The organism is Actinomyces howellii (genome assembly GCF_900637165.1).
Classification (GTDB): domain Bacteria; phylum Actinomycetota; class Actinomycetes; order Actinomycetales; family Actinomycetaceae; genus Actinomyces; species Actinomyces howellii.
Genome location: NZ_LR134350.1, coordinates 147,386 through 173,696, shown reverse-complemented (window position 1 = coordinate 173,696; position 26,311 = coordinate 147,386). Strand labels below are relative to the sequence as shown.

General features: G+C 71.7%; 24 protein-coding genes and 2 tRNA genes. 13 read left to right on the top strand and 13 right to left on the bottom strand.

All coding sequences use genetic code 11. The features are described 5' to 3' along the window. Position 1 precedes the first annotated feature (1 nt). Positions 2-1,576 (bottom strand): sodium-dependent transporter, encoded by a 1,575-nt coding sequence (locus EL245_RS00775; RefSeq protein ID WP_126381201.1) that lies wholly within the window; start codon positions 1,574-1,576, stop codon positions 2-4. Positions 1,577-1,826: 250 nt separating this feature from the next. Here EL245_RS00775 and deoD point away from each other — a divergent pair, with 250 nt between their 5' ends. From deoD to EL245_RS00760, 3 genes are all read left to right on the top strand, one after another. Further along, positions 1,827-2,549, top strand: a complete 723-nt coding sequence (gene deoD / locus EL245_RS00770; protein WP_126381199.1) for a purine-nucleoside phosphorylase — start codon at positions 1,827-1,829, stop codon at positions 2,547-2,549. A gap of 254 nt (positions 2,550-2,803) precedes the next feature. Then, the gene (locus EL245_RS00765) at positions 2,804-4,669 is read left to right on the top strand and encodes a beta-glucoside-specific PTS transporter subunit IIABC (RefSeq protein WP_126381197.1); all 1,866 of its coding nucleotides are present in this window, start codon (positions 2,804-2,806) and stop codon (positions 4,667-4,669) included. Between the two features lie 120 nt (positions 4,670-4,789). After that, positions 4,790-6,232, top strand: a complete 1,443-nt coding sequence (locus tag EL245_RS00760) for a glycoside hydrolase family 1 protein (RefSeq protein ID WP_126381195.1) — start codon at positions 4,790-4,792, stop codon at positions 6,230-6,232. Positions 6,233-6,401: 169 nt separating this feature from the next. On the opposite strand, the gene ppgK is transcribed toward EL245_RS00760, so the two are convergent. Continuing rightward, a complete protein-coding gene (ppgK, locus tag EL245_RS00755) occupies positions 6,402-7,151 on the bottom strand; it encodes a polyphosphate--glucose phosphotransferase (protein WP_126383843.1) in 750 nt (249 codons plus the stop codon). Between the two features lie 342 nt (positions 7,152-7,493). Between ppgK and EL245_RS00750 the strand changes: the two genes are divergently transcribed. Beyond that, entirely contained in the window at positions 7,494-7,775 is a 282-nt protein-coding gene (locus tag EL245_RS00750; RefSeq protein ID WP_126381193.1) for a DUF1540 domain-containing protein, read from the top strand. A 144-nt stretch (positions 7,776-7,919) separates the two neighbouring features. Here EL245_RS00750 and EL245_RS00745 read toward each other — a convergent pair whose 3' ends face one another. Beyond that, complete coding sequence (locus EL245_RS00745; protein ID WP_126381191.1) at positions 7,920-8,789, bottom strand: hypothetical protein; 870 nt, start codon at positions 8,787-8,789, stop codon at positions 7,920-7,922. 443 nt (positions 8,790-9,232) lie between these two features. On the opposite strand from EL245_RS00745, the gene EL245_RS00735 reads away from it, so the two are divergent. Genes EL245_RS00735 through EL245_RS00725 form a run of 3 tightly spaced genes read left to right on the top strand, consistent with a single transcriptional unit; the run spans position 9,233 to position 10,427 of the window. Then, positions 9,233-9,709 carry an SRPBCC family protein gene (locus EL245_RS00735; RefSeq protein ID WP_126381189.1) on the top strand — a complete coding sequence of 159 codons (477 nt, stop codon included), beginning with the start codon at positions 9,233-9,235 and terminating at the stop codon, positions 9,707-9,709. Next, positions 9,706-10,065: a nuclear transport factor 2 family protein gene (locus EL245_RS00730; RefSeq protein ID WP_126381187.1), complete on the top strand. Its 360-nt coding sequence runs from the start codon at positions 9,706-9,708 to the stop codon at positions 10,063-10,065. The genes EL245_RS00735 and EL245_RS00730 overlap by 4 nt, the downstream gene beginning before the upstream one ends. 5 nt (positions 10,066-10,070) lie before the next feature. After that, on the top strand, positions 10,071-10,427 hold the full coding sequence (locus EL245_RS00725) for a TfoX/Sxy family protein (protein WP_126381185.1): 357 nt from the start codon (positions 10,071-10,073) through the stop codon (positions 10,425-10,427). A 41-nt stretch (positions 10,428-10,468) separates the two neighbouring features. Here the strand turns inward: EL245_RS00725 and EL245_RS00720 are convergent, their stop codons facing one another. The 10 genes from EL245_RS00720 to EL245_RS00675 form a co-directional block, all read right to left on the bottom strand. After that, on the bottom strand, positions 10,469-10,696 hold the full coding sequence (locus EL245_RS00720; RefSeq protein WP_232009810.1) for a DapH/DapD/GlmU-related protein: 228 nt from the start codon (positions 10,694-10,696) through the stop codon (positions 10,469-10,471). 649 nt (positions 10,697-11,345) lie between these two features. Beyond that, positions 11,346-12,080: a DNA alkylation repair protein gene (locus EL245_RS00715; protein WP_232009809.1), complete on the bottom strand. Its 735-nt coding sequence runs from the start codon at positions 12,078-12,080 to the stop codon at positions 11,346-11,348. Positions 12,081-12,221: 141 nt separating this feature from the next. Next, positions 12,222-12,294 (bottom strand) — tRNA-Ala (locus EL245_RS00710). Between the two features lie 43 nt (positions 12,295-12,337). Further along, positions 12,338-12,410 (bottom strand) — tRNA-Ala (locus EL245_RS00705). An 86-nt stretch (positions 12,411-12,496) separates the two neighbouring features. After that, entirely contained in the window at positions 12,497-13,096 is a 600-nt protein-coding gene (locus tag EL245_RS00700; RefSeq protein WP_126381179.1) for a histidine phosphatase family protein, read from the bottom strand. A 13-nt stretch (positions 13,097-13,109) separates the two neighbouring features. Beyond that, entirely contained in the window at positions 13,110-13,514 is a 405-nt protein-coding gene (gene rsfS / locus EL245_RS00695; RefSeq protein WP_126381177.1) for a ribosome silencing factor, read from the bottom strand. A gap of 92 nt (positions 13,515-13,606) precedes the next feature. Then, on the bottom strand, positions 13,607-15,688 hold the full coding sequence (locus EL245_RS13460; protein WP_161512698.1) for a hypothetical protein: 2,082 nt from the start codon (positions 15,686-15,688) through the stop codon (positions 13,607-13,609). Next, on the bottom strand, positions 15,681-16,361 hold the full coding sequence (nadD, locus tag EL245_RS00685; protein ID WP_126381175.1) for a nicotinate-nucleotide adenylyltransferase: 681 nt from the start codon (positions 16,359-16,361) through the stop codon (positions 15,681-15,683). The genes EL245_RS13460 and nadD overlap by 8 nt, the downstream gene beginning before the upstream one ends. Before the next feature lie 178 nt (positions 16,362-16,539). Beyond that, the gene (locus tag EL245_RS00680) at positions 16,540-17,496 is read right to left on the bottom strand and encodes an ROK family protein (protein ID WP_161512699.1); all 957 of its coding nucleotides are present in this window, start codon (positions 17,494-17,496) and stop codon (positions 16,540-16,542) included. 5 nt (positions 17,497-17,501) lie between these two features. Further along, positions 17,502-18,395, bottom strand: coding sequence for an SIS domain-containing protein (locus EL245_RS00675; RefSeq protein WP_232009808.1), 894 nt, complete (start codon positions 18,393-18,395; stop codon positions 17,502-17,504). Between the two features lie 245 nt (positions 18,396-18,640). Here EL245_RS00675 and EL245_RS00670 point away from each other — a divergent pair, with 245 nt between their 5' ends. The 6 genes from EL245_RS00670 (at position 18,641) to EL245_RS00645 (ending at position 26,296) form a co-directional block, all read left to right on the top strand. Further along, positions 18,641-19,888, top strand: a complete 1,248-nt coding sequence (locus tag EL245_RS00670) for a glycosyltransferase family protein (protein WP_126381170.1) — start codon at positions 18,641-18,643, stop codon at positions 19,886-19,888. Further along, complete coding sequence (locus EL245_RS00665) at positions 19,885-21,117, top strand: glycosyltransferase (protein WP_126381168.1); 1,233 nt, start codon at positions 19,885-19,887, stop codon at positions 21,115-21,117. The genes EL245_RS00670 and EL245_RS00665 overlap by 4 nt, the downstream gene beginning before the upstream one ends. Next, positions 21,117-22,244, top strand: a complete 1,128-nt coding sequence (locus EL245_RS00660; RefSeq protein WP_126381166.1) for a glycosyltransferase family 4 protein — start codon at positions 21,117-21,119, stop codon at positions 22,242-22,244. The genes EL245_RS00665 and EL245_RS00660 overlap by 1 nt, the downstream gene beginning before the upstream one ends. Positions 22,245-22,332: 88 nt before the next feature. Then, on the top strand, positions 22,333-24,111 hold the full coding sequence (locus EL245_RS00655) for an ABC transporter ATP-binding protein (protein ID WP_126383841.1): 1,779 nt from the start codon (positions 22,333-22,335) through the stop codon (positions 24,109-24,111). Beyond that, on the top strand, positions 24,108-25,283 hold the full coding sequence (locus EL245_RS00650) for an aminoglycoside phosphotransferase family protein (protein ID WP_126381164.1): 1,176 nt from the start codon (positions 24,108-24,110) through the stop codon (positions 25,281-25,283). The genes EL245_RS00655 and EL245_RS00650 overlap by 4 nt, the downstream gene beginning before the upstream one ends. Then, a complete protein-coding gene (locus tag EL245_RS00645; protein WP_126381163.1) occupies positions 25,271-26,296 on the top strand; it encodes a phosphotransferase family protein in 1,026 nt (341 codons plus the stop codon). Before EL245_RS00650 ends, EL245_RS00645 begins: the two co-directional genes overlap by 13 nt. Positions 26,297-26,311: the final 15 nt, after the last annotated feature.

Genomic DNA, 26,311 nt, shown 5'->3' with positions numbered 1-26,311 from the left:
CTCAGCTCACCCCCTTCCCAGAGGCTCCGAGGCCCTCGAGCTCGACCGGCTGGAAGTCGTCCACGGGGCTGCTCCACGGGGACAGGGCCATGACCGCCGAGACGACCGCTCCGAGGAAGAGCATCCCCCAGCCGAAGACCGCCTCGAAGCTCTTGGCGTAGCCGTAGCCGTCGGTGGCGTAGGACCATGCCGTCTGGACGAACATGTAACCCAGGACCACCGGGACGACGACGGCCACGAGGACCTTCCACCACGCGCCCACGACCCGGGTCTCGGAGACCGCGTTGAGGTGACGGGAGAGCAGGCCCGTGGCCCGCAGCACGTAGGCGACGCCGACGCACATGACGATGGCCGAGCCGACCACGCCGATGTTGTTGATGTAGGCGTCGACCACGTCGAGCCGGTAGAGGCCCGAGGAGGTGCCGAACAGCAGGAGGGACAGCACGGCGGCGGGCAGGGCGGTGATGAGGACGGCATGGACCGTCGAGACGTTGAGCTTCTCACCGACTCCCGCGGCCACGACCTGCATGATGGAGATGAAGGAGGTCAGCCCCGCCATGGAGAAGGAGGCGAAGAACAGCACCCCGAACAGCGGCCCGCCGGGCATCTGGGAGATGACGGTCGGGAAGGTCATGAAGGACAGGCCCACCCCCGTGATTCCCTCGAGGTCAGAGACCGCCACCGACTGGCTGTGGGCCATGAATCCCAGGGTCGCGAAGACCCCGATGCCCGCCAGGATCTCGAAGGAGGAGTTGGCGAAGGCGGCCACGAATCCCGTCCCCACGAGGTTGGAGCGCCGCTTGAGGTAGGAGGAGTAGGTGAGCATGATGCCGAAGCCCACGGACAGCGAGAAGAAGATCTGCCCGAAGGCGGCCATCCACACCTTGTAGTCGCTCAGCGCGGACCACTGCGGGGTGAACAGGGCGTTGAGGCCGTCGACGGCACCGGGCAGCATGAGCGCCCGCACCACCAGGGCCATGAACATGAGGACGAGCAGCGGCAGGAAGACCTTGTTGGCCTTCTCCACGCCCTTGGACACGCCCAGGGCGATCGTGACGATGCCCCAGGCCCACACGAGGAGCAGCGGGACGATGACCCCGGCGACCGGGGTGAAGGACTCCGCCGGCACCCCGGCATCGGAGATCTCGCCCAGGCCGATGTAGCTGTTGAAGAAGGCGGTGGCGTCCTTGCCCCAGGCGGTGTTGACCGAGAAGACCATGTACCGCACCGCCCAGGCCACGACGACGGCGTAGTAGCTCATGATGATGAAGCAGATGAAGACCTGCCACCACCCCAGCACCTCGAAGGGGCGCGACAGCCTGCGGAAGGCGGCCGGTGCCGATCCCCGGTAGCGGTGGCCGATCGCGTAGTCGAGGAACAGCACCGGGATCCCCGCGCACAGCAGCGCGACGACGTAGGGCACGATGAAGGCGCCACCGCCGTTGGTGTAGGCGACGCCGGGGAAGCGCCAGATGTTTCCCAGGCCGATCGCGGAACCAATGGCCGCGATGAGGAAGCCGATCTGGCTGCTCCACTGCTCGCGCTCGGGCGCGGGGGGTGCTTGTGTTGCGGACATTGTCTGGCCTCAGTGCTGGTCGGAGGATGGACACGGGCGCCGACAACGTGCGCCCGGAGCCGCACAGGGAGGGCGGCTGCCAGGACGGTATCCCCCCATGGCGAACAATCAGGTTACATCCCACCATCTGGGACCGTCGCCCTGTGCGAGACTGGGACCGGCGCGGGCGCTGCCGGAGGCCCGCGGCCACCAGCCACGCCATCGGCCGTGGCCCCGTCCGTCCCGTTCCCGACTCACGACAAGGACCGTCATGGCCACAGCGCACATCGCCGCACAGCCGGGGGACTTCGCCCCCGCCGTCCTCATGCCCGGCGACCCCCGCCGCGCCCAGCGGATCGCCGAGGCGATCCTCCACAGCCCGCGGCTGGTCACGGACGTGCGCGGCATGCTCGGCTTCACCGGAACCGTCGACGGCAGGCCGCTGAGCGTCATGGGATCGGGCATGGGGCAGCCCTCCTGCACGATCTACGCCACCGAGCTGTTCGGCCAGTTCGGCGTCGAGAGGATCATCCGCGTGGGCACCGCAGGTGGTATCGCCGAGCAGGTCGAGGTCGGCGACGTCGTCATCGCCACCGGAGCACACACCGACTCCTCGATGAACCAGCTGCGCGTCCCCGGCGTCCACTTCTCCGCCGTGGCCGACTTCCGCCTGGCCGACGCCGCCTGGCGAGCCGCCCAGAACCCCGCCTCAGGCATCCGGGGCCGGGTCCACGCCGGCACGATCATCTCGCGCGACCACTTCTACCTCACCCCCGAGGGCCAGACGGAGAGGCTCGCGCGCTACGGCACCCTGTGCGTGGAGATGGAGGCCGCGGCGCTCTACGGCGTGGCGGCAGAGTTCGGCACCCAGGCGCTGGCGGTCCTCACGGTCTCCGACCACCTGCTCGACCACTCCAAGGACATGAGCTCCCAGGACCGCGAGACCCGCTTCCAGGACTCCCTCACGCTCGCCGTGGCCGCGGCCCTCAGCTGAGGGCGCCCGGGGCGCCGGCCCCGGGCCCGCAACGGGGCGCCGGCGCCCCTGACCAGCTCGGGCACGGGCAGCCTCCCCCGACGCTCGTGCGTGACGTGCATCACTTGTGTTCCGTCGCCGCCGCTCCTATGCTCGCCATAGCCGTTAGGCACAGGGTTGTTACTCACCCATGAGGCAAGACCTGAGACGCACGACAGTCGTGCGCCTCGGGTCTTTTTTGCGTGTCACGCACGATTCGAGGAGGAACCGTTCCCATGGCGAAGACCGATTACGCGGCGCTGGCGCCGCAGCTGCTCGACAAGGTCGGGGGTGAGGCCAACATCCGCTCGATGAGCCACTGCGCCACCCGGCTGCGCCTCGTCCTGGTCGACGAGTCCAAGGCGGCGACCGAGGAGATCAAGGGGCTGCCGGGGGTGGTCACGGTCGTCCAGGCGGCCGGCCAGTACCAGGTGGTTATCGGCAACGACGTGCCGGTCGTCTTCGAGGAGCTGGGCCGCCTCACCTCGGCCGCCACCGGGCAGGAGGATGCCGGAGGCGGTGGCGGCAACCTCTTCGACCGCTTCATCAAGGTGGTCTCCGCCCTCATCAACCCGGTCGTGTGGACCCTGGCGGGGGCCGGCCTCATCAAGGCCTTCCTCTCCTTGAGCGTGACGCTGCACTGGCTGAGCGAGGGGTCGACCACGTACACGATCCTGTACGCGGCCGGAGACTCGGCACTCTACTTCCTGCCGATCCTGCTCGCCATCACCTCAGCGAGGCACTTCAAGGCCAACGAGATCACCGCCGTCGCCCTGGCCGGGGCGCTGGTCTACCCCGACATCGTTGCTCTCAACGACGCCGGGACGGCCGTCACCTTCGCGGGCATCCCGGTGGTCATGACCTCCTACGCCTCCTCCCTCGTGCCGATCATCGTGGCCGTGTGGGTCCAGTCCCACCTGCAGCGCGCACTCACCCGGATCCTGCCCTCGGCGGTCCGCAACTTCTCCGTGCCCCTGCTCGTGCTGCTCATCATGGTGCCGCTCACCCTCATCACCGTGGGCCCGCTGACCACCGCCGCCTCGGACGGGATCGCATCGGCCATGAACGCGCTGTTCGAGACGGTCCCGTGGCTGGCCGGCGCGGTCATGGGCGCCTTCTGGCAGGTCTTCGTCATGTTCGGCGTCCACTGGGGCCTCGTGCCGGTCATGCTCGCCCAGTACAACGACCCGGGCTACTCCCTCATGGCCGGCCCGATCTTCCCGGCGGTGCTCGCACAGGCTGCGGCGACCCTCGGAGTCATGATCCGCACCCGCAACGCCAAGATGCGCCAGCTCGCCGGTCCGGCCTCCCTGTCGGGATTCCTGGCGGGCATCACCGAGCCGGCCATCTACGGTGTCAACCTGCCCCTCAAGCGGCCCTTCCTGTACGGCTGCGTCGGTGGTGCCGTGGGCGGCATCATCGTGGCCGCGGGCGGTGGGGCGACCGACTCCTTCGTCTTCCCCTCGCTCATCGGCATCCCGGCGCTGCTCAACTACGGCAACCTCGCGCTCACCTTCGTCGGCATGGTGGTCGCCGTGGTCATCTCCCTGAGCCTGACCCTGGCGCTCGGCTTCAAGGACCCCGCTGAGGTCGAGCCCGCGGGGGCGTCCGACTCGGTCCAGGCGCCCGACGCCGAGCCCACCGTCACGCTGGGCTCTCCCCTGGCGGGCCGGGCGGTGCCCCTCGAGCAGGTCACCGACCCGGTGTTCTCCTCGGGGGCCCTGGGCAACGGCGTCGGCATCACCCCGGCCGGTGAGGGCTCCCTGCGCATCGTCGCACCCGCCTCGGGGACCCTGGTCACCGCCATGGACTCCGGCCACGCCTACGGCATCCGGACCGACGACGGCGTCGAGCTGCTCATCCACATCGGCCTGGACACCGTCGAGCTGGGGGGCAAGGGCTTCAGCCCCGCCGTCACGGCAGGTCAGCGCGTCGATCGCGGCGACCTGCTCACCGAGGTCGACCTCGGGGTCCTGCGCGCCGAGCACAAGGACCCCACGACGATCCTCGTCGTGACGAACACCGCCTCCCTGGCTGGAGTCGTCCCGGTCGTCTCCGGTTCCGTCGAGCCCGGGGACGTCGTGGTCGAGATCGACCACTGACTGAGGCGGCCGGGGCCGCCGCTCACCGCGCAGCCCCGCCAAGGCGACCACCCGACGACCACCTGACGACCACCTGACGACCACTGCAGACCGCACGACAACCGTGAGGAGACCCCATCCATGACCACCGCACCGAGCTCGACGCCGCGCTTCCCCGAGGGCTTCCTGTGGGGCGGCGCAGTCGCCGCCAACCAGGTCGAGGGCGCCTACGACGAGGGGGGCAAAGGCCTGTCCATCCAGGACGTCATGCCCCAGGGCATCAAGACCCCGCGCACCGCCGAGCCGACCCCGGACAACCTCAAGCTCAAGGCCATCGACTTCTACCACCGCTACGCCGAGGACATCGCCCTCCTGGCGGAGATGGGCTTCAAGGTATTCCGCTTCTCCATCGCCTGGTCACGCATCTTCCCCCTGGGTGACGAGACCGAGCCCAACGAGGAGGGCCTGGCCTTCTACGACCGCGTCCTCGACGAGTGCGAGAGGCACGGGATCGAGCCTCTCGTGACGATCAGCCACTACGAGACGCCCCTGCACCTGGCCGAGACCTACGACGGCTGGACCGACCGGCGGCTCATCGGCTTCTACGAGCGCTACGCCCGCACCCTGTTCGAGCGCTACGGCTCGCGCGTCAAGTACTGGCTGACCTTCAACGAGATCAACTCCGTGCTCCACGCTCCCCTCCTGTCGGGCGGGATCAACACCCCCAAGGAGCAGCTGAGCCGCAAGGACCTGTACACGGCGATCCACCACGAGCTCGTCGCCTCGGCCGCGGCCACGCGCATTGCCCGGGAGGTCGCCCCCGAGGCGCTCATCGGCTGCATGGTCATCGCCATGCCGGTCTACCCGCTCACCCCCGACCCCCGGGACGTCCTGCGGGCCATGGAGGTCGACCACTCCAACCTGGCCTTCTCCGACGTCCACGTCCGCGGCGTCTACCCGGGCTACTTCCTGCGCACGCTGCGCGAGCAGGGCCTGGGGCTGGAGGACCTGGGGGCCACCGAGGAGGAACTGGCCCTGCTGCGGGAGCACACGGTGGACTTCGTGTCCTTCAGCTACTACATGTCCATCTGCGAGTCGGCGACGCAGGACGTCGACGCCGGGGAGGGCAACATCATGGGCGGCGTCCCGAACCCGACCCTGCCCGCCTCGCAGTGGGGCTGGCAGATCGACCCGATCGGCCTGCGGGTGGTGCTCAACCAGTTCTGGGACCGCTGGAACAAGCCGCTGTTCATCGTCGAGAACGGCCTGGGGGCGCGCGACGAGCTCGTCACCGGTCCCGACGGCCGCCCCACCGTGGACGACGACTACCGTATCGACTACCTCAACGACCACCTCGTCCAGGTGGCCGAGGCCATCGCTGACGGCGTCGAGGTGATCGGCTACACGACCTGGGGCTGCATCGACTGCGTGTCGGCCTCGACGGCCCAGATGTCCAAGCGCTACGGCTTCATCTACGTCGACCGCGACGACGACGGCACCGGCACCCTCGAGCGCTACCGCAAGAAGTCCTTCGGCTGGTACAAGGAGGTCATCGCCTCCGGCGGGGCGAGCCTGAGGGCCTGAGTCCCGGCAGAGACGCGGCGGGGGCCGCGCCCGGTCACCCGGGCGCGGCCCCCGCTGTCAGCTCGATCCGGCGCCCGCCGCCAGGGCGGCGGGCCGGCCTCACCCGGGCTCACCAGGGCTCACCCGGACTCACCCGGACTCACCCGGACTCACCCGGGCTCACCCGGACTCACACAGACCGGGAGGCCTGGTATGCGGCGCCGACGATGCCCGCGGTGTTGAAGAGCTTGGCCGGGACGATCTCGGTCTTGAGGTCGAGCAGGGGCAGGAACTTCTCGTGCTTCTTGGACACCCCTCCCCCGACGACGAACAGGTCCGGGGAGAAGAGCATCTCGACGTGGGAGTAGTAGCGCTGGAGACGCTTGGCCCACTTGCTCCAGGACAGGTCCTGGAGGTCCTTCTGCCCGGCGGAGGCGCGCTTCTCCGCGTCGTGGCCGTCGATCTCGAGGTGCCCGAGCTCGGTGTTGGGCACGAGGGTGCCGTCGACGACGATCGCGGAGCCGATGCCGGTGCCCTGGGTGGTGACGATGACGGTGCCGGCGACACCCTTGGCCGCGCCGTAGGCGACCTCGGCCAGGCCTGCGGCGTCGGCGTCGTTGAGGGCGGTCACGGTGCGGCCGAGGTGCTTGAGCATGAGCTCGTTGACGTTGACCCCCGTCCAGGACTGGTCGAGGTTGGCCATGAAGGGGACCGTGCCGCGGACGATGGGCGCCGGGAAGGCGATACCGACCGGCACCTCCGGGCCGACCTCGAGCCTCTCGAGGAGCTCACGGCACACCTCGGCGACCGCGTCGGGGGTGGCCGGGGTCGGGGTGACGATCCGCACCCTCTCCCCGATCAGCTCCCCGCTGTCCAGGTCGACCAGCGCGCCCTTGACACCCGAGCCCCCGATATCGATCCCGCATCCCACCGCAGTCATCGCGTCCTCCTCCAGAATCGTCACGTGACAAGGACCTCAGAGTATCGCAGGCACCCGCGTCCACGTGGCCGTCCGGAGCAGCTGTCCTCGACGAGCCGGTGCATCTGCGGACAGGCAACACTGAGCGCATTACCCCATGGAGGACTTCACCAAGACCGGCTCGACACCGGTGGCCCGCCGCGCAGAGATCACCCTGACCACCCCTGTTCCCGCCCGGAACGACGCGGTTCTCTCGGCGTCACCCCCTGGCGGTCACGCTCCCTGTTGCCGACCGGATGCGCTCGTCTTAACGTCGAATACGTCAGATGCGTCCATGTCCGCCCTGGAACGAGAGGAGACCCCATGTCCACCGTCGCCGCCATCACCTCCTGCGCCACGACCTCCTGCGCCTACAACCACGAGGGGTGCACCGCCTACGCGATCACGATCGGCGGCCAGGACTCCGCCCCGTCGTGCACCACCTTCATCAGCCTCGACGCACGTGGGGGGCTGCCCGTCGCCGAGGGCCACGTCGGCGCCTGCCAGCGACTGGAGTGCGTGCACAACACCGACCTCATGTGCTCGGCCGAGGCTGTGACCATCGGCGGTCAGACCGCGGGCTGCCTGTCCTACGAGGCCCGCTGAGTCCTGCGACACCCTGCTGGGCCAGCCTGCCCAGACGGCTCCCGCCTCGACCCGGCGCGCACGACACCTCGCGCCTCTGACCGACGGGGCCCCACCATCACGGTGGGGCCCCGTCCTGCGCCCGGCCGAGGCGGTCAGATGCGCTTAGGGGCGCGCCGCGGCCGAGTCCCACGCGAGACGGTCGAGCTCGTCGAGCATCTCGCGAGCCGTGGGGGCCGTGCGGGGCAGGTCGACCCGGACGGTCAGCGCCTCCGGGCCGGTCAGCCGCATGAGGGTGACGTCCTGCGGGCAGGCGTCGACGCACAGCACCCGCCCGGCCAGCTCCGCGCAGGCGCCGTTGAGGGGGCGTACCGAGCACAGGCGTCCCGGGACCGAGCCGTCGACGACCCCGTCGCACAGCCAGGTCAGGACCGTCGTGCCGAGGGACTTGACGGCCTCCTGGGCGGCGAGCTCGTCGAGCGAGGACCACAGCGGCGCGGCAGGCTCAGATCCCACCGGGTCGAGGACCTCGCTCATCGAGTGGCCGTGCACGCCCAGGGCGTCGTGGACGACGACCCGCTCGGCCAGGACGACCCCGAGCCGCCCGCCCGGGGCGCGGGAGAGCTCGATGATCCCGTCAAGCGGGTCGGCGCCCGCCACGGCGCAGTGGCAGGCAGCGCTGTGGGCACCGGCCAGGGCGAGGTCGCGCTCCTCACCCTCGAGCCAGGTGAGGACCCCCAGGAGGTGGGCGGAGGCGGCCGTCAGGTGCATGCCGGGCTCGGCGGCGTCGAGGGTGATGTCGAGGCGGACCGAGATCGGGACGCCCGCGGAGGTACGGGCCAGGGCCGACGAGGGGCAGGCGGCCACGAACATCCTGCCGGTGGTGTCCATGGCGTGCAGGACGAGCTGACCCTCCCCCGGGTCGATCCGGAAGGCGGTCAGGCTCGCGCTGCCCGACCCGGCCAGGAGGCGCCGGCCCATGCGCCGTGAGCTGACAACGGGCTCGCGGGCGCTCGACGGGTTGCTGGAGGTCACGGGTCCCCTTCCACACGGGCTGAGACGGAGGTAAGGCAACCCTAATGGTCAACGGCCGGTCGGCGCCACCCCCTCCCCTCGCGAGATCGGGACTTATGGCACCTCGAGATCGGGACATCCGGCACGCCGACGTCGGGAGCCTCGGGCCGTGCGGCAAGGCGCCCTGCCGGGGCCGGCCGCTCGGGGTGATCGACCCTGGCGGCAGAGCACCGTCCCGCTCGTCGTTCCCGCGCCCACCACCCACCTCACCCGACCCACGGCCACCCGGGTCATCCCGGCTCATGTCGAGGCCGCCCCGCTGTGACCTGGCACCGTTCGGACCCGTCACCTCTACGCGCTGAACACCGACGGCCTGGCGGCGACGCAGTCGTATCTGGACGGATTCTGGCCCGGGAGGCTGGCCGCGTTGAAGTCCGTCGTCGAACAGAGAGAGGCAGGCCAGCATGGCTGAGTTCCGGGACTCCATCGAGATCGCCGCCTCTCCGCGGACCGTGTTCGACTACCTCACGACGAACGAGGGCATGACGGCGTGGATGGGACAGTACGCGGATCTCGATCCCACCCCCGGCGGTCGGTTCGTTGTCGACATCGCCGGGCATCCAGTGCGCGGCCGGTACCTGACGGTCGACCCGCCCCGACGTGTGGTGGTCTCATGGGGATTTCCCGGGAACGACGAGCTGCCGGCCGGAGCCTTCACGGTCGAGTTCGTCCTGACCCCCACCCCGACGGGAACCCGCGTCGATCTACGGCACTTCAACCTGCCGGACACCGCGGTTCGCGGCCACGCCGACGGCTGGGCCAACTTCCTGCCACGCCTGCGCCTGGTGGGCGCGGGACAAGACGCCGGAGTCGACCACTGGCGCCCCCCTGACCGACTAGCACCGACCAAAGCACTCATCCGAGAAGGAGACCGCACATGACATCCCTGACACCCTACGAGGTCGTCATGAGCTACCACCGGGCCTGGACGACGGGCGACGTCGAGACCGCCATGTCCTATGTCGCCGACGACGTCACGTGCCGAGCCCCCGGGATCGATCTGGACGGCAAGCAGGAGTACCAGAGCTTCATCGCCGCCTTCGCCCCCAGGCTGACCGGGATCGGCGACATTGCCGAGTTCGCTGAGGGCCATCGCGTCGCGCTGTTCTATTACCCTCAGACCGCTGCGACGACCACGGCACCAGCTGCCGAGTGCTTCACCGTCCAAGACGGCAGGATCGTCGACAGCGTGCTCATCTTCGACCGGCTCTCCTACGGCCCGCCCACCCAGGGCTGACGCTCATGGCTGCCCCGACCCCGCAGCAGCGCTCCCTCCTGGAGCGGATACGTCGGCTGATTGATGCTGAGCCCGACGTCCGTGAAGTGTCGATGTTCGGCGGTCGCGCGATCATGCTCGGCTCCACGATGGTGGTCAGCGTCGGCAAGGACGGCAGCCTCCTGGTCCGTGCCGACGCCGACGACCACGAGGCACTGCTGTCCGAGCCGGGTACCGCGCAGGCCGAGATGGGCGCCGGCAGGACCATGGGGCCCGGTTGGATCAGGGTCCGTCCGGACGCGATCGACGCCGACGACCGCCTCGTCTTCTGGGTCAACACCGCCATGACCTACAACCGCGTCATCACGAGTCTCCGCTCATAAGATGAGGACCCCGGGAGGCGGACAGGGGTCGGCACGCGTGCTCAGGGCGTCGTCTCGAGGCGCCGGATCGGCTTCGCGGGTACTCCTCCGACGACCGTGAACGCCGGGACGTCCCGGGTCACGACCGCACCTGCTGCGACGACCGCGCCCTCACCGATGGTCACCCCGGGCAGCACCGTCACGTTGGCCCCCATCCACACCCGGTCTGCGATGGTGATCGGCTGAGGGATCGTCGTCGTCCGCCGGGAGGGGTCGAGATCGTGGTTCAAGGTGGCGAGAACGACGTTGTGCCCGATGAAGACGTCGTCACCGATCGTGATGCCACCCTGGTCCTGAAAACGGCACCCGCTGTTGAGGAAGACGCGCTCGCCGAACCTGATGTTCTTTCCCCTCCTTCTCCTACCCGAAGCGCGCCCGCGGGGCTCCTAGGTGCCTCATGTCCTCTGATTGAGAGGATGCCCCCATGATAGGTGCGATGGCGGTCCTGACCTCAACGCTAGCCACCAAGTCGATGACAGGCCTGTCCGCGGCCAAGGGCCGGGCCACGCGATGACGGTCGCGAGGCCGGCACAGCCGCGCCCCGCTGCGGGCACGAAGCAGGAGCCCGGAACCACGCGCTCGGGCTCCTGACGTCGCCCGGTCACGACCGGGCAGAGCTCATCGAGATGCGGCCAGGTGAGGACCGGCGGACCTCACCCCCGACCCCAGCACCGAGGCGACCACGCCCACGTCATGGGCTCCGCGCTCACGCTTGAAGACGATGTGGGAATCGTCATCGACGACGGCCAGATCGCGGTGTACGGCGGTGCATGATGAGCAAGGTGTCTCACCCCGTCTTCTGCCATCGTCCCTCGGTCGTGGCGCCCAAGTACGTGGTGAGGCCAGTTCCTTCGTGGCCTGAGATGATGTCCTTCTGCTCTATGAACGCGTGGCTGTTCGATCGACGGACCGCAGGGCGCGCTTCACGATTCGTGCGGTGGCCGGGTCGGTGCTTTCGGACGCCCATCGCCCGCATAGCTCTACAGCCCATTCAGGGCGCGTCCTTGCAGCGTCGTTGATCCAGTTAGAGACCGAGTCCTGAACGTACCGCGAGGGATCAGCGCACAGTGGGTTCAGGATCGGTTCCCCCAGTTCCGGATGCTGTTTCAGTTCCGGGATGTGAGTTGCCCAGACGCCGCGCGGCCGGAGTGCTTCGCTCGCGAACCGGCGCACCCGTTCAGAACGGTCGTCCGTCCAACCGGCGAGGATGCGGATGCTCGTATCAAGATCACTCGTGAGCGTCGGACGCGCGGCCATCCATACCCACTCGCGGACGGCGAAGTGCCCGTCGTCCACGAAGCAGCGGAGCTCATCAAGCAGCGCGGCGGGCCCAGCCGTGGCGCGAGCTGCATGAAGGAAGCACACCCACCCGCGCACGGAATCGGAGGGATGACTGGCAAGGCGTTCAACCTCGGCCGCGTCGAGACGCTCAGCCAGGGCGGCGCCGATACTCTTCATTCGTTGCAGGATACCGAGCTTCTGCGCCGCAGCGACCCTGGCACGCAGCTCCTCATCCGCGTCGGGGAGCACGGCCAGGAGCAGGATCGTGTGGTCAATGGCAAGAGCCTCGGCAAGCGTGCGCGCGGAAGTGGTGCCCGTGTTGAGGGCAGACAAGTGCCTCGCACTGATTCCGACGCGACCTCGCACTCCACGTCCAGCCATTCCGCTACCCCTATAGCGCACTTCTCCGGCGCCGCAACACCACCGAGACCGGGAAGCCTGAGGACGGGCAAGTCTCGATCTTCCCGTCTACGGTGGAGCTAGGGGGATTCGAACCCCCGACCTCTTCCATGCCATGGAAGCGCGCTACCAACTGCGCCATAGCCCCGTCAGGTTGATCCACCGTACCGGCACCGGCCGAGAGGGGATCGTGGAGCTAGGGGGATTCGAACCCCCGACCTCTTCCATGCCATGGAAGCGCGCTACCAACTGCGCCATAGCCCCGGAGCGGGCGCCACCCGTGACGGGCGACGCGGACAACTCTATGGAGTCGAGCGCACCGAGGGCAAATCTGCCTCGCGTGCGCTACCTCACCCGAGGTTCCACCCAAGCAGCGACCACCCCGGGGGCCGGTCTCCCGAGCTGAGGATCGCGTGCCGCCCGTTGTCCATGCCGCGCAGCCCGAACCAGTCCGTCGGCTCCATCCCGAGCAGGTGGGTCGTGCCGAGCGTGAGGGCGGCACCGTGCGCGACGACGACAACGGTCGCCTCCCCTGACCGCTCCGCGACGCGCTCGAGGGCTCCCCCGACGCGCCGGGCCGCCACGTCGCGGGGCTCGACGCCGATCGACTCGGGGTCGAGGCCCGCGCGCCAGGCGCGGTACTCCCGGGGCAAGCGGGCCTTCATCTCAGCGCGGGTCATCCCCTCGAAGGCACCGAAGGCGCGCTCGATGAGGTCCTCGTCGGTCTCGACGTCGATCCCGGCCGCCTCGGACAGCACCTCGGCGGTCTGCCGGGCCCTGGCCAGCGGCGAGGAGACGATCCGCACCGGTTCAAGCCCCTCGATGGCGGGCGCCGCCGCGCGCGCCTGGGCCAGGCCCGCCTCGTTGAGCGGGATGTCGACACGCCCCTGGATGCGGCCTTGGGCGTTGTAGTCGGTCTGGCCGTGGCGCCACAGCACCAGCCGGGTCATCCGGGCCTCGCGATCAGAGCGCGGGCCCGACGACGGGCCCCGCCTCGATGGGTGCTCCGAGGTCCTCGGGCAGCGCGACAAGGGGGCAGTCCTTCCACAGCCGTTCCAGGGCGTAGTACTCCCGGTCCTCGCTGCGCTGGACGTGGACGACCAGGTCGGAGTAGTCCAGCAGGACCCAGTGGGCCTCCTCATATCCCTCGCGGGCCCGACGGCGCGCCCCGGCCTTGTGCATGGCCTCGTCGACCGCGTCGACGATGGCGCGCACCTGCCTGTCGTTGCCTCCGGACACGACGAGGAACACGTCAGTCAGCGCCAAGCGCTCCGAGACGTCGATCGCGATGATCTCCTCCGCCTTCTTGCCGGCCGCCGCGCGGGCGGCGACGACGGTGAGCTCGACGGACTGGGCGGTGGCTGGCACTGGGCTCCTCGGCGGTTGATGAGGTGGTCGGTTCGGTGTGCGCACGTCCGGCGCCCTGGGGCTGGCCGGGGCGGCGGGCGGCTGAGTCGGTGTCAGGTGAGCAGGCTCGTCCACGTGGCCACGGCCCGGGCGGCCGCAGCCGCGGAACCCGCGTCACGCAGAACGACGAACCACACGACCGCCAGGATGACGAGCAGGACGACGACGACGAGCAGCGCGATGAGCAGCACGCGCGTGAGCGTCGAGGTCTGCTTGCCCTCCGGTGCCCGGGCGGGCTCCTTGACCGGGCTGGTCCGCTCGACCTGCGCCGCCTTCTCGGCCGTCTCGGGGACGGGGTCGATGGGCTCCGGCTCGGAGGTGTAGGGGCTTGTCGCGATCGTTCGACCGGTCGAGCCGCCACCGTGGAGTGAGGGCCACTGCGGGTTGTCGATGCCGCTGTAGGCCTCCTCGGCGTCACCTGCCTCCGCCTGCTGCTCGGCACCAGGGGCGGGAGAGGAGGAGGGCGACGAGGACGGCGAGGGGGTGGCCGTCGGGGCCTGCGCCGCCGACCCGGCGGAGGCCGGGGCCGAGGCGGCCGAGCCCGCGGACCGGGCGGCAGCCGAGGCGGCCGACCCTGCTGAGCTGAGCGTGCGCCAGTGCGGGGAGCTGTCCTCGACATGCTCCTCCACCGGCTGGACGGCGCTCAGCTCACCGGAGTCGATGTCGATGGTGCGCACGCCCTGGGCCGCCGAGGGGACCCGGACGATCGGCCGGCGCACGGGGCTGGCGGCCTCGGCCTGGTCCTCGAGGCTCGCCGAGGCGGGCGGGGCGGGCTCCACGGGGGAGGCCGAGCGACGGCTGTCCACCGACGGGACCGGGGTGGGCACGGCCGCCGGGCCTGCCTGGCCAGGGACGGGCTGCGGGCCGACCGCCTCGCCCACCGGCCGAGCGGCGGGCGCCCCGGTCGGGCTGGCAGCGACAGGGGATGAGGCCGCCGAGGACCCGACGGGTCCTGAGCCGGCCGTGGGCGAGGACGTGGGCAAGGACGTGGGCAAGGACGTGGGCAAGGACGAGGCGCGCACGGCCGGATCGGCCTGAGAGCCCGTTACCGGTCCCCACGGCGAGCTTGTCGTCGACGAGCCTGGCGCGGGGGACGGCAGGGCTGTTGAGGAGGCAGGGGCACCTGGGTCCGTGCCGGCTCCGGGGGAGGGCGTCGGGGACCAGGAGGTGGCCGGCGAGGTGCTTGCCCCTGCCGGCGAGGGCGTCGGGGACCACGAGGTGGCCGGCGAGGAGGCCGGGCCCGCAGGCGCCGCCGGTCCCGTCGCCGCAGGGCCGACCGGGTCTGACGGGCTCGTGCGCCCCAGGACCGAGCGGCGCTCGGGCACGCTCGAGCTCTCACGCGGGGAGGAGCCCGTCTGCGGCCCCTTGATCGGCAGGTCGACCGGAGTGTAGACGCCGGTCGGCATCTCCGAGAGCTCGTCCATCCTGTCCGCGGTCAGTCCGGCGTCCGCGACCTGGGGGGCCTCGGGGCCGCGCGGAACGGGAACGGCCCTGGCGGTCGGCACAGCGGGGGCCGAGGCGGCAGGCGGGGGTGAGACCGGTTGCGCGGACACCGGGGGCAGCACCGGTGAGGGCGGCGCCACCGGCGAGGAGGGGGCCACGGGGGACGACGTCGAGGCGGCCGAGGACGCCGACCGTGCGGGCACGACGGGCAGCAGCGGCGACGGGGTCACCGGAGCCGGCGAGGCGGAGGCCACCGGCGAGGGGGACAACGGAGGGGACACCACCGGTGAGGAGGTGGGCGAGACAGGGGCAGCCTGGGGGACGGAAGAGGGCTGCGGCTGCCAGGACGGAGCGGGCGTGGCGGAGGGCTCCGGCTGCGCGACCGGGGCCTGGACCGGCACACCCTGGGAGCCGGTGGCCGGGATGTCGATCTCGGACTGGTCGAGAAGGGGGTTCTGCAGGGCTCGGGCCTGCTCCATCGTCAGCTCGCCCGCAGCGACTGCGGCGCGCAGGGCAGCGGCCTCCTCGCGCTGGCGCTTGAGCTCGCGGCGGGTGAGCACCGGCTGCTGGCCGGTGAGGTACGCCTCGCGCTCGGCCGCACGCTCTGCCTGCCTCTTGGCCCTGCGGCTGGAGTGGGTCGCGTCGTCGCCGTCGGCGGGACGCGTCCCGCCGACGTCGCTGGGTTCACTCACCATCGTTATCCTCCCTCAGGGACTGCTCTCTCGCGACGTGAGCCGTCATCGACGTCGTGGACGCCGGTCGGTGCACCATACGGTAGAGCCCGTACTTGCGGATGTACTGCACCACGCCGTCGGGCACGAGGTACCACACGGGCACGCCGCTGCCGACCCTCCGACGGCAGTCGGTCGACGAGATCGCCATGGCCGGGACCTCGACCAGGGACACCTTGTCCTCGGGCAGCCCCGGGTCGGACAGCACGTGCCCGGGGCGCGTGACCCCCACCATGTGGGCCAGGTCGAAGATCTCCTCATTGTCCTTCCACGTCAGGATCTGCGCCAGGGCGTCTGCGCCGGTGATGAAGTACAGCTCGGCGCCCGGGTACTCCGAGGCGATGTCGTGGAGGGTGTCGATCGTGTAGGTCGTGCCGCCCCGGTCGATGTCGACCCGGGAGACCGTGAAGCGGGGGTTGGGCGCGGTGGCGATCACCGTCATGAGATAGCGGTGCTCGGCCGGGGACACGCGCCTGTCCCGCTTGAAGGGCTGCGCCCACGTCGGCACGAAGATGACCTCGTCGAGACCGAAGGCGTTCTGCACCTCCGAGGCCGCCACGAGGTGCCCGTGGTGGATCGGGTCGAAGGTCCCGCCCATGACGCCGATGCGCAGGCGGCGCGAGCTCTCGCTCATGGGCGTCGCTCCACGGTCAGGGTCAGCACGGGTACTCCTCAGGTCATCATCGCCCGTTCGGGGGGCACGGTCACGACCATACTGCCACGCCTCGGGCTGCGGACGTGACGCACCACGCCCGGCGTGAACACGACGGGGGCGCCCGTGCCCCGCCAGGGACCGAGCGCCTCGAGCCTGCTCAGCCTCCCTCACCCGAGGCCGCCAGCGCACGTCCGGCGCTGCCCAGCGCCTGCGACCACGGGCCGAGGCCGGCGACCAGGACCCGTGGTGGCGGGCAGACGGTGAGCAGGTCGGCAACCCGGTTCCGCAGGGGCTCGACGAGGCGGGCCCGACCCGCCCCCGCCAGGCCCCCGCCGATGACGACGTCGACCGGCCCCAGGAGGCACGCGGTGCGCGCGACGAGCTCGGCCAACGCGTCCAGGCCCGTGTCCCACACGCGCGCCGCCTCGGCGTCACCGCGCTCGACCTCCCGCAGGACGCCGAGGGCGCCCTCCTCCACCACCCGCCCTCGGGTGCCGGCCGGTCGCGAGCGCGCCCACCTGCGGGCCAGCGCGCCTGCGCTCACGACGTCCTCCAACCGAGCGAGAGAGCCGGGAGAGTCCGGATCGGGCACGAGCATCTGCCCGACCTCCCCTGCCCAGCCGCCGGAGACCACCGGCCGGCCGTCGAGCACGACAGCGGCCGCCAGCCCGGTGCCCAGGGCCAGGTACACACAGTGCGGACCCGCCGCCCCCCAACGCGACTCGGCCCAGGCCCCGCTGCGCACGTCGTGCCCCAGGGACACGGGCCGACCCAGGGCCCGCTCGAGGTCGAGGCGCATCGGCACCCTGCCCCAGCCGAGGTTGACCGACAGGACGGCGACCCCAGCGTCCTCGTCGACGATGCCGGGGACGTCGACGCCCACCGGGTGCACGACCTCCTCGGGGGCCAGCGCCCGCGCGCCCTCGCGCACCCGGCCCGCCTCGAGGTCGGCGTCGACCTCGGAGACGACACGGGCCACGGTGGCGACGACCTCCTGAGCGCCGTGAGGGGTGGGATCGGTGCGCCTGAGGACCGCCTGGCCGGCGGCGTTCGACACGACAGTCTTGATCGTGGTGCCTCCGACGTCGACGCCGACGGCCCAGCGCGCCGCCACGTCGATCAGCCCCGCGCCCCGGAGAGGATGACCGCCCGGCTCAGGTGGCGCGGACGGTCGGGGTCCAGGCCACGGGCCTGCGCCCGGGCGACCGCCGTCCGCTGGGCCACGACGAGCGCCGCCAGGGGGTCGAGGTCGAAGGTGAGCAGGCTCGCGCCGGTCAGGGCCACCTGCTGCGCCATCCCCACAGGAGCCTGACCGAAGACCCAGGTCAGGCGCCCGGGCTCGGCGATGGCGATCGGTCCGTGCCGGTACTCCATGGACGGGTAGGACTCGGTCCACGCCTGGGAGGCCTCGCGCCACTTGAGCGCCGCCTCGTTGGCGAGCCCGAAGCACCAGCCCTCTCCCAGGAAGGTGACCTGGGGGGCCTCGACCCACGCGGGGTCGATCTCGGTCTCGAGGGCGGCGGCGGCGTCGGCCACGGACCGTGACAGGTCCTGGCCGGTCGAGGCCCGCAGCAGGCTGAGCGCGGTCGTGGCGAAGCGGGTCTGGACCACCGAGCGCTCGTCGGCGAAGTCGAGGACGATCTCGTGGTCGACCTGCGGCGCCGCGGGTCCGCCGCCGACGGCGGTGATGAGGGTGGCGGGGGTGCCTCGTTCCCGCAGGGCCCGGGCGACCTCGACGATCTCCGTGGTCGTGCCCGAGCGGGACAGCAGGACGGCACGGTCGTAGCGCCGCTCGGTCGGGAGCAGGGAGGCGGTGAAGGCGTCGGTCTCACCCTGACCCGCCTCGTCCCGCAGCACCGCGTAGGACTGGGCCATGAACCACGAGGTGCCGCAGCCGACGACGGCGACGCGCTCCCCCGTTCGTGGCAGTCCCTCCACGTCACCGGCGAGCTCGGCGGCCCTGGCCCACAGCTCGGGCTGGCTGTTGATCTCCGAGGTTGTTCTGCTAGTCACATGTCCCCCTGAGGACGACGCGGATCTCTCCGCAACTCTGATTGAATGCGACGAGAATAGCACCAAAACCATCATTTTTCATCGCCCTGCTCGTTGTGCTCGACCGCTCCCCGACCAGTCCCCTCCGGCGAAGGCTTTCCTGAGAGCTCTCTCATCGTGACCTCACGTTCCTGTAGCCGTCGGTGATGAGGATCCATCGTGGGCGGATGCGCTGCCGCCCACGACAGACAGGGGCGAGCAGGACAATGGGACACGACGACGCGATCAGGGTGGTGCTCTACAGCCACGACTCGCAGGGCCTGGGGCACCTGCGCCGCAATCTCGCGCTCGCCCACCACCTCGCGGACCACCTCCCGGCCGTGACCGGGCGGGGCGTGAGCGGGCTCGTCGTCACCGGCCTCACCCCCGATCACGGCTTCCGCCTGCCCTCGGGCTTCGACTGGCTCACCCTGCCCGGAGTCGCCAAGACCGACCTGGGCTACGGTCCCCGGAGCCTGGGGGTCGACACCGACTCCCTGCGCACCGTGCGCAGCCACGTCCTCGACGCCGCGCTCCTGGCACTGGGACCTGATCTCGTCGTCATCGACCGCCATCCCTACGGCGTGTGGCACGAGCTGCGGACACCGCTGCACCACCTGCGCCTGGCCCACCCGGGGGCGCGCGTGGTCCTGGGACTGAGGGAGGTGCTCGACTCCCCTGACGCCGCCGCCGCCGAGTGGGTCCGCCTGGGCGACCCGGGCGAGATGCGCCGACTTGTCGACCAGGTGTGGGTCTACGGCGACCCCGCCGTCCACGACCCCGTGGCCACCGCCGAGATCCCGCCGGGCATGCACGACCGCGTCCGGTACACCGGCTACCTCGCGCGCGGCAGGCGCCTGCTCGACCACAGCGCCCACGAGCCCTCCTCCCCCTTCATCCTGACCACCGCCGGCGGGGGGTCCGACGGCCACGCCCTGCTGCGCACAGCCGCCCGGATGACCCCGCCGGCCGGACACGAGCACATCGTGGTCACCGGGCCCCAGCTCGACCGCAGCGCCTTCGAGGCGGTGCGTGAGGCCGCCGCCCCCCGCACCCGGGTGCACCGCTCCTGGCCGGGACTCAGCCACCAGATCGCCGCGGCCTCGGCCGTCATCTCCATGGGCGGCTACAACACCGTCTGCGAGATCCTCGACACCTCGACGCCCGCGCTCGTCGTGCCCCGCGAGAGGCCGCGGCTCGAGCAGCTCATCCGGGCCCGCGCCCTCAGTGACGTCGGGGCGGTGGAGCTCCTGAGACTGGGCGACCTCGATTCCGCGGCCCTGAGCCGCTGGAGCCACGGGGCTGTTCGACGTCGCGTCGAGCGACACCGGGTCGACGGAACCGGCCTGCAGACCGTCCCGCTCCTCGCCGCCCGGCTGCTGGGCCACGACGAGGAGCGCTGCGCTCCCCGGCCCCCGGCTCTCACCCCCCATCCCCTGTCCTCGTCCCCCGCCAGCGGAAGGACCCGCCCATGAGCCGCATCGGATACGTCCTCAAGGTCTACCCGCGCTTCTCGGAGACCTTCATCGTCACCGAGATCCTGGCCCGAGAGGCCCACGGCGACGACCTGTCCGTCTACGCCCTGCGCCCCACGACCGACGCGCGCTTCCACCCCGAGATCGCACGGGTGTCGGCCCGTGTGACCTGGGTGCCCCGGCCGGTCAGGCCCACCGAGATGTGGGAGCAGATGGCCCACAGCCTGGTCGACGACACCCGCCGCTCCCGCTTCGCGGACCTCATGCCCGTCCTGGCCTCCCTCCCAGGTGACGAGGTCGCCCAGGCCCTGTCCCTGGCCCACGCGGCGCAGGAGGACGGCATCACCCACCTTCATGCGCACTTCGCGACCCTGGCGGGGCGCACGGCCTGGATCGCCTCCCGGCTGACCGGCATCCCCTACACCGTGACGACCCACGCCAAGGACATCTACCACGAGTCGGTGGACCGGCAGTGGCTGCGCCGGGTGTGCGCCGACGCCGACAGGGTCATCGCCATCTCCCGCTTCAACGAGGAGCACCTGCGCTCCGAGCTCGCCGGCACCGGGGCGAGGGTGAGCCTGCGGTACAACGCCCTGGAGCTGTCGCGCTTCACCTACCGCGACCCGATCCCCGTGCGCGGAGCCCTCCGGGTGGCCGCAGTGGGCAGGCTCGTGCCCAAGAAGGGCTTCGACGTCCTCATCGAGGCCGTCCACCGGCTCCGCGCAGCCGGGACCCCCATCGTGCTGGACATCGCCGGCGACGGCGAGGAGCGCACCCGCCTGGCCGAGCAGGCCTGCCGTCTGGGCCTGACAGACCGCGTGCGGCTGCTCGGCCCCCAGACCCAGGAGGAGGTCCGGGAGCTGCTCAGGCGCTCCCACGTCTTCGCCGCCCCCTGCGTGCCCGCGGCCGACGGCAACGTCGACGGTCTGCCCACGGTCGTCCTGGAGTCCATGGCTTGCGGAACCCCGGTCCTGGCCACCGCGGTGACGGGCCTGCCCGAGGTCGTGCGCGACGGCGAGACCGGAGTCCTCCTGCCGCCGGGTGACCCCGAGGCCCTGGCCGAGGCCTTGCGCGACCTGGCCGAGGGCCGGATCGACCCTCTCCCCCTGGCGCGAGGGGCCCGCACCCTGGTCGAGGAGCAGTTCGACTCCAGGAGGCAGGCGGAGGTCCTGTCGGCGTGGCAGGCCCCGCGAGTCCAGGGCACCGACACCTGTGGAGAGGAGAACTGATGCGCATAGCCTATGTCTGCGCCGACCCCGGTGTGCCGGTCTTCGGCACCAAGGGCGCCTCGGTGCACATCCAGGAGGTCGTGCGCGAGCTGCGCGCCGCGGGTCACCGCGTCGTCGTGCACGCCGCACGGCGCGGGGAGACGGTCCCCAGCGACCTGACCGACCTCGAGGTCATCGAGACCCCGGTCCCCCGGGCCGAGCCCGAGGAGCGCGAACGCCTCCAGCGCCGGGCCAGCATCGAGATCGCCCAGGCGGTCGTGGCCTCCGGCACCGACCTCGTCTACGAGCGCTACTCCCTGTTCAGCACAGCGCTGGCCGAGATCCACGCCGCGACCCGAGCCCCGGGTGTCCTGGAGGTCAACGCCCCCCTCATCGAGGAGCAGCGCGACCACCGGGTCCTGGTCGACCAGGCCGGGGCGCTGCGGGCGCTTCGCACGCAGGTCGGCGCCGCCCGCGCCACCGTGTGCGTCTCCGAGCCGGTGGCGCAGTGGGTGCGGGCACTGACCGGCTCACCGCGAGTGAGCACGGTGCCCAACGGGGTGAGCCTGAGCCGCATCACCCCGGCCCCTGAGGACCCCGATCGGGTCGTCGTCACCTTTGTGGGCACCCTCAAGCCGTGGCACGGTGTGGAGGACCTGCTCGAGGCCGCCGCCCTGGCCCGTGAGGGCTGGCATCTGCGGATCGTCGGGGACGGACCCGAGATGGCGGCCCTGCGGTCCCGGTCGGAGGCTCTCGGCCTGGCGGTGGACTTCCGGGGGGCGGTTCCTCCTGAGCAGGTTCCCGCCCACCTGGCGGGAAGCGCCGTCGGCGTCGCCCCCTATCCCGACCTGGGCGGTCAGGAGCGCCAGTACTTCTCCCCCCTCAAGGTCCTCGAGTACCTCGCGGCCGGCCTGCCGGTCATCGCATCTGGGGTCGGGCAGCTCCCCGAGCTGCTCGACGGCCTCGGCGTGCTCGTGCCGCCGTCGCGCCCCGACCTGCTGGCCGCCGCCATCGACGAGCTGGCCTCCGACCCCCACCGCCGTGCCACGCTCGGGCGGGCCTCACGCGAGCGCGCCGAGCAGCGGCACGGCTGGGACAGGGTCGTCACCACGATCCTGGGACACGCGGGAGTCGACGATGACGCCTGACACCCGCATGACCACCGCCCCGCCCGCGAGCGCCACCCAGCGGGCTCGACCCGACCTGCCCGCCAGGGCACGACGGCGCAGCTCGGCCCTGGCCCGTACCCTGCACCTCATCGGGCCCGACGTCCGCCCCCAGGCCGGACTCATCGCCGGCGGCACGACCGCCCTGCTCCTCGAGGTCGTCTTCCGCATCCTGGAGCCCTGGCCGATGAAGATCGTCGTCGACTCGGTCATCACCTCCATGGGCAGCCCTACGGGGGTCGCGGCCGCCTCGGTGCGCACTCTGCTGGCCTGCGGCGCCGCTCTCGTGGGTATCGTCGTCATGCGGGCGACGTGCAACTACCTGGCGACAGTCTGCTTCGCCCTGACCGGGTCACGAACCGCCATCGCCCTGCGCGCCCGGGCCTTCGCCCACGTCCAGAGCCTGTCCCAGCAGTTCCACGCCCGTAACCGCAGCGCCGACACGGTCCAGCGGCTCGTGGCCGACGTCTCCCGCATGCAGGAGGTTGCCATCACCGCGGGACTGCCGCTGGCGGCCAACGTCCTGACCCTGCTCGTCATGCTCGTCGTCATGGTCGTCCTCGACCCGCTGCTGGCCAGTGTCGTCGTCGTGGCGGTCGTCGTGTTCCTGTCGACGTCCTCGGGCACCTCCCGGCGGATCACGGCCGCCTCCCGGCGCACGCGCACGGGCGAGGCACAGCTGGCGAACACCGCCCAGGAGGCGCTGGGAGCCATCAAGGTCGTCCAGGCCTACGGGCTCGAGCCGCTGCTCCAGGAGCGCTTCACCGGCGCCAACCACCGCTCCCTCAAGGAGGGGGTGACCTCCCTGCGGCTGGCGGCGCGCCTGGAGCGGGGAACCGACGTCATCGTGGGCCTGGCCACGGCCGCGGTCATGGTCGGCGGAGGCGTGCGGGTGCTCCAGGGGGACATGACCCCCGGCGAGCTCGTTCTGTTCACCACCTACCTGCGCACGACGATGAAGCCCCTGCGGGACATGGCCAAGTACACCGGACGCGTCGCGCGGGCCAGCGCCTCGGGCGAGCGTGTGGCCGACCTCATGGCCACCGACCCCGAGATCGTCTCCCCTCCGCAGGCCGCTCGTCCCCACAAGACCTGGGGCAACCTCCGCTTCGTGCAGGTGCGCGCCGCCTACGAGGGGGTCGAGGTCCTCCACGGCGTGGACCTGTCGGTCGGCCCTGGGGAGCACGTCGCCCTCATCGGCCCCTCGGGCTCGGGCAAGTCGACCCTGGCGTCCCTGGTCGTGCGCGCGATGGACCCCACCAGCGGAGTCGTCACCCTCGACGGCAGGGGGCTGCAGACCCTGGACCTGGCGTGGCTGCGCTCGCAGGTCTCGGTGCTCCACCAGGAGGCGGTCCTGTTCGCCGGGACGATCCGGGACAACATCCGCCTGGGCCGCGAGGGCGCCTCCGACGCCGAGGTCGAGGCGGCCGCGCGGGCGGCCAACGCCCACGACTTCATCGCCTCCCTGCCCCAGGGCTATGACACGGCCGTGGGCGAGCGCGGCGGGACCCTGTCGGGCGGCCAGCGCCAGCGCGTGGCGATCGCCCGGGCGCTGCTGCGCGACACCCCGGTGGTCGTCCTCGACGAGGCGACGACAGGACTCGACCCGGCCTCCGCCGGGGTCGTCCTCGACGCCGTCGAGCACCTCGTGGCCGGACGCACGACGCTGACCGTCACCCACGACGCCGAGGTCGCCCTGCGCGCCAGCCGCGTCGTGTGGGTCCAGGACGGCCGTGTCCTGCTCGACGGTCCCCCGCAGGTGCTTCTGGGCACGTCGGAGGTCTTCCGCGCCTGGGTCCGTGCAGGTGGCTCCGAGGTCGGGCTGCGCCTGACGGAGGTCGGCTCATGACCGCCCGGAGCGTGTCGGCCGCCGTCGAGACGCTGCTGGATCCCACAGCGCTCAGCGAGCTGGTTGACCAGCCGGTGCGCGCCGGGCGCCTGCGCATCAAGCCCGGGGTGTCGGTGGCGGTCTCGCTCCTGCGCCGCGGTGACGGGGCACCCGCGGGGTGGGCCCGCCTCCTGTGGCCGGTGAGCCGCACCAAGGCGGAGTCCAGTCGCAGGCGCGCCGAGCGTCTGGGCCTGAGCACCGCCCAGAGGCTCCTGCCCGACGGGCTGCTCGTCGAGCACGGACCGATCCCGGCCGACCCTCGTCTGGGCGCGGTCATCGACCGGGCGCACCGTCACGGGGTCCTGGAGGGGTGGGAGCCCGAGGCGGTCCTGCGCCACAACCCCCTGCGGCGGCTCGTCGTGGCTTACGGCGACCGGGTCGTCAAGCTGAGCGCCGCCCCCAGGCCCCACGACCGTGAGCTGCACCTACTCGTCCAGCGGCGCCTCGCGGTGCCCGAGGACCTGGGTGTGCCGACCGACCGGGAGGCGCCGGCCCTGGGGGACCACGTCCGGGTGCTCAGGCGCGTGGGAGACTCCGACCTGGCCACGCGCCCCGACGAGGTGGCCAGCCGTGCCGCGGGCGGTCTGCTGGCAGCGCTCCACTCCGTGGACGCCCGGCAGGTTCCCGTCGACCTGCGCCGGCACCTGGAGGCCCCGGCCCCCGGCCCCGACGACCTCGTGTCGGTCCACGCCCGCCTCCTCGAGTCACTGGACACCGGCCTGGCCCGCCGCCTGCGCGCGCTGCACCCGCTGCTGGGCCCAGACCCCGCCCGGGGCCCCCGGGTGCTCATCCACGGGGACGCCTCCCCCGACCAGGTGCTCGTGGACCGGCGGGGTCAGCGGGTGTGGTGGACCGACTTCGACCGCGCCCGGTTCGGCTCCCCGGTGGCGGACCTGGGCTCCTACCTGGCTGAGGCCGGTTCCCTTGAGGGCGAGGCGCTCCTGACGGGTTACGTGGCCTGCGGCGGCAGGTCCCCCGAGCCTCCCCAGCTGCGCCAGGCGGTGGCCGTCTCCCGGCTCGCGCGGCTCGTCGACCCCCTGCGCGGTGGGGACCCTGCCTGGCGCGAGCGCGTCGGGCAGCGCCTTGACGACCTGGCCGACGTCCTCGAGGGGGCAGGGCCGTGGAGGCACTGACCGTCGCGCGCCGCCTGCCCGGGCTGCGCCGCGCCTGGCCCCGCGCAGACGGATCGATGACCGCCGAGCTGGTCGACCCCGCCGGCGGGGTCGACCAGCGCCTGCGCGCGGTGAGGATCTCGGCCCAGGGCGTGGTCGAGCAGCTGCCCTACGCCACGGACCCGGCGCTGCCGGGGCTCTCGCCACGGCTACCGGGCCGTCTTGTGGTCCACCGTGCGGGGAGGCGCGCCGTCGTCCTCCAGGACGACAGGGCCCTCAAGCTCCTGCGCCCCGGACGGGCCACCGACCTGCCACCGGGCGCGGCTCAGGCCTTCGGGGCCATCGGCCTGCGGACCGCCCCCGTGCTCGAGAGCGGCCGGGACCACCTGGCCACCGCCCTCCTGCCCGGCCGCACCCTGCACGAGCTCGGCGACGACGGAGCGGCGGGCTGGGCACGTCTGGCCGAGCTCTGGCCCGGCCTGGCCGGCGCGCCCACGACGCTGCCCGCGCACGGGCCGCGTCAGGAGGCAGAGGTACTCGAGCGGTGGCTGGCGCTGGCCCTGCGGCACGGCGCCCTGGACCGTCCTGGGACGCTGACCGGCGAGGTCCACCGCGCCTGCGCCCGGCTCGTCGACGGCAGGCCGGACCCTCCGGTGGCCGCCCACCGGGACCTGCACGACAAGCAGCTGCTGTGGGACGGCAGCCGCGTGTCCCTGCTCGACCTCGACACGGCGGCCTGCGCTGAGCCGGCCCTCGACCTGGGCAACCTCATGGCCCACGTCGACCTCATGGGCCTGACCGGCGCACTGAGCCAGGACGGCTGGCGCACCGTCCTCGACCTGCTCGACGGCGTCGCCACCGCCATGGCGGTCCGCACCGAGCGTCTGCGGGTGTACACGCACGCCTCCAGGCTGCGTCTGGTGTGCGTGCACGCCTTCCGACCCGGGTCCCGGTCGTGGCTGGCCGCCTGGCTCGAGCAGAGCCTGAGCGCCCAGGGGGGACGGTTCCTGGAGCAGGGACGATCCGGACGATGAGCCCGATGAACCCGA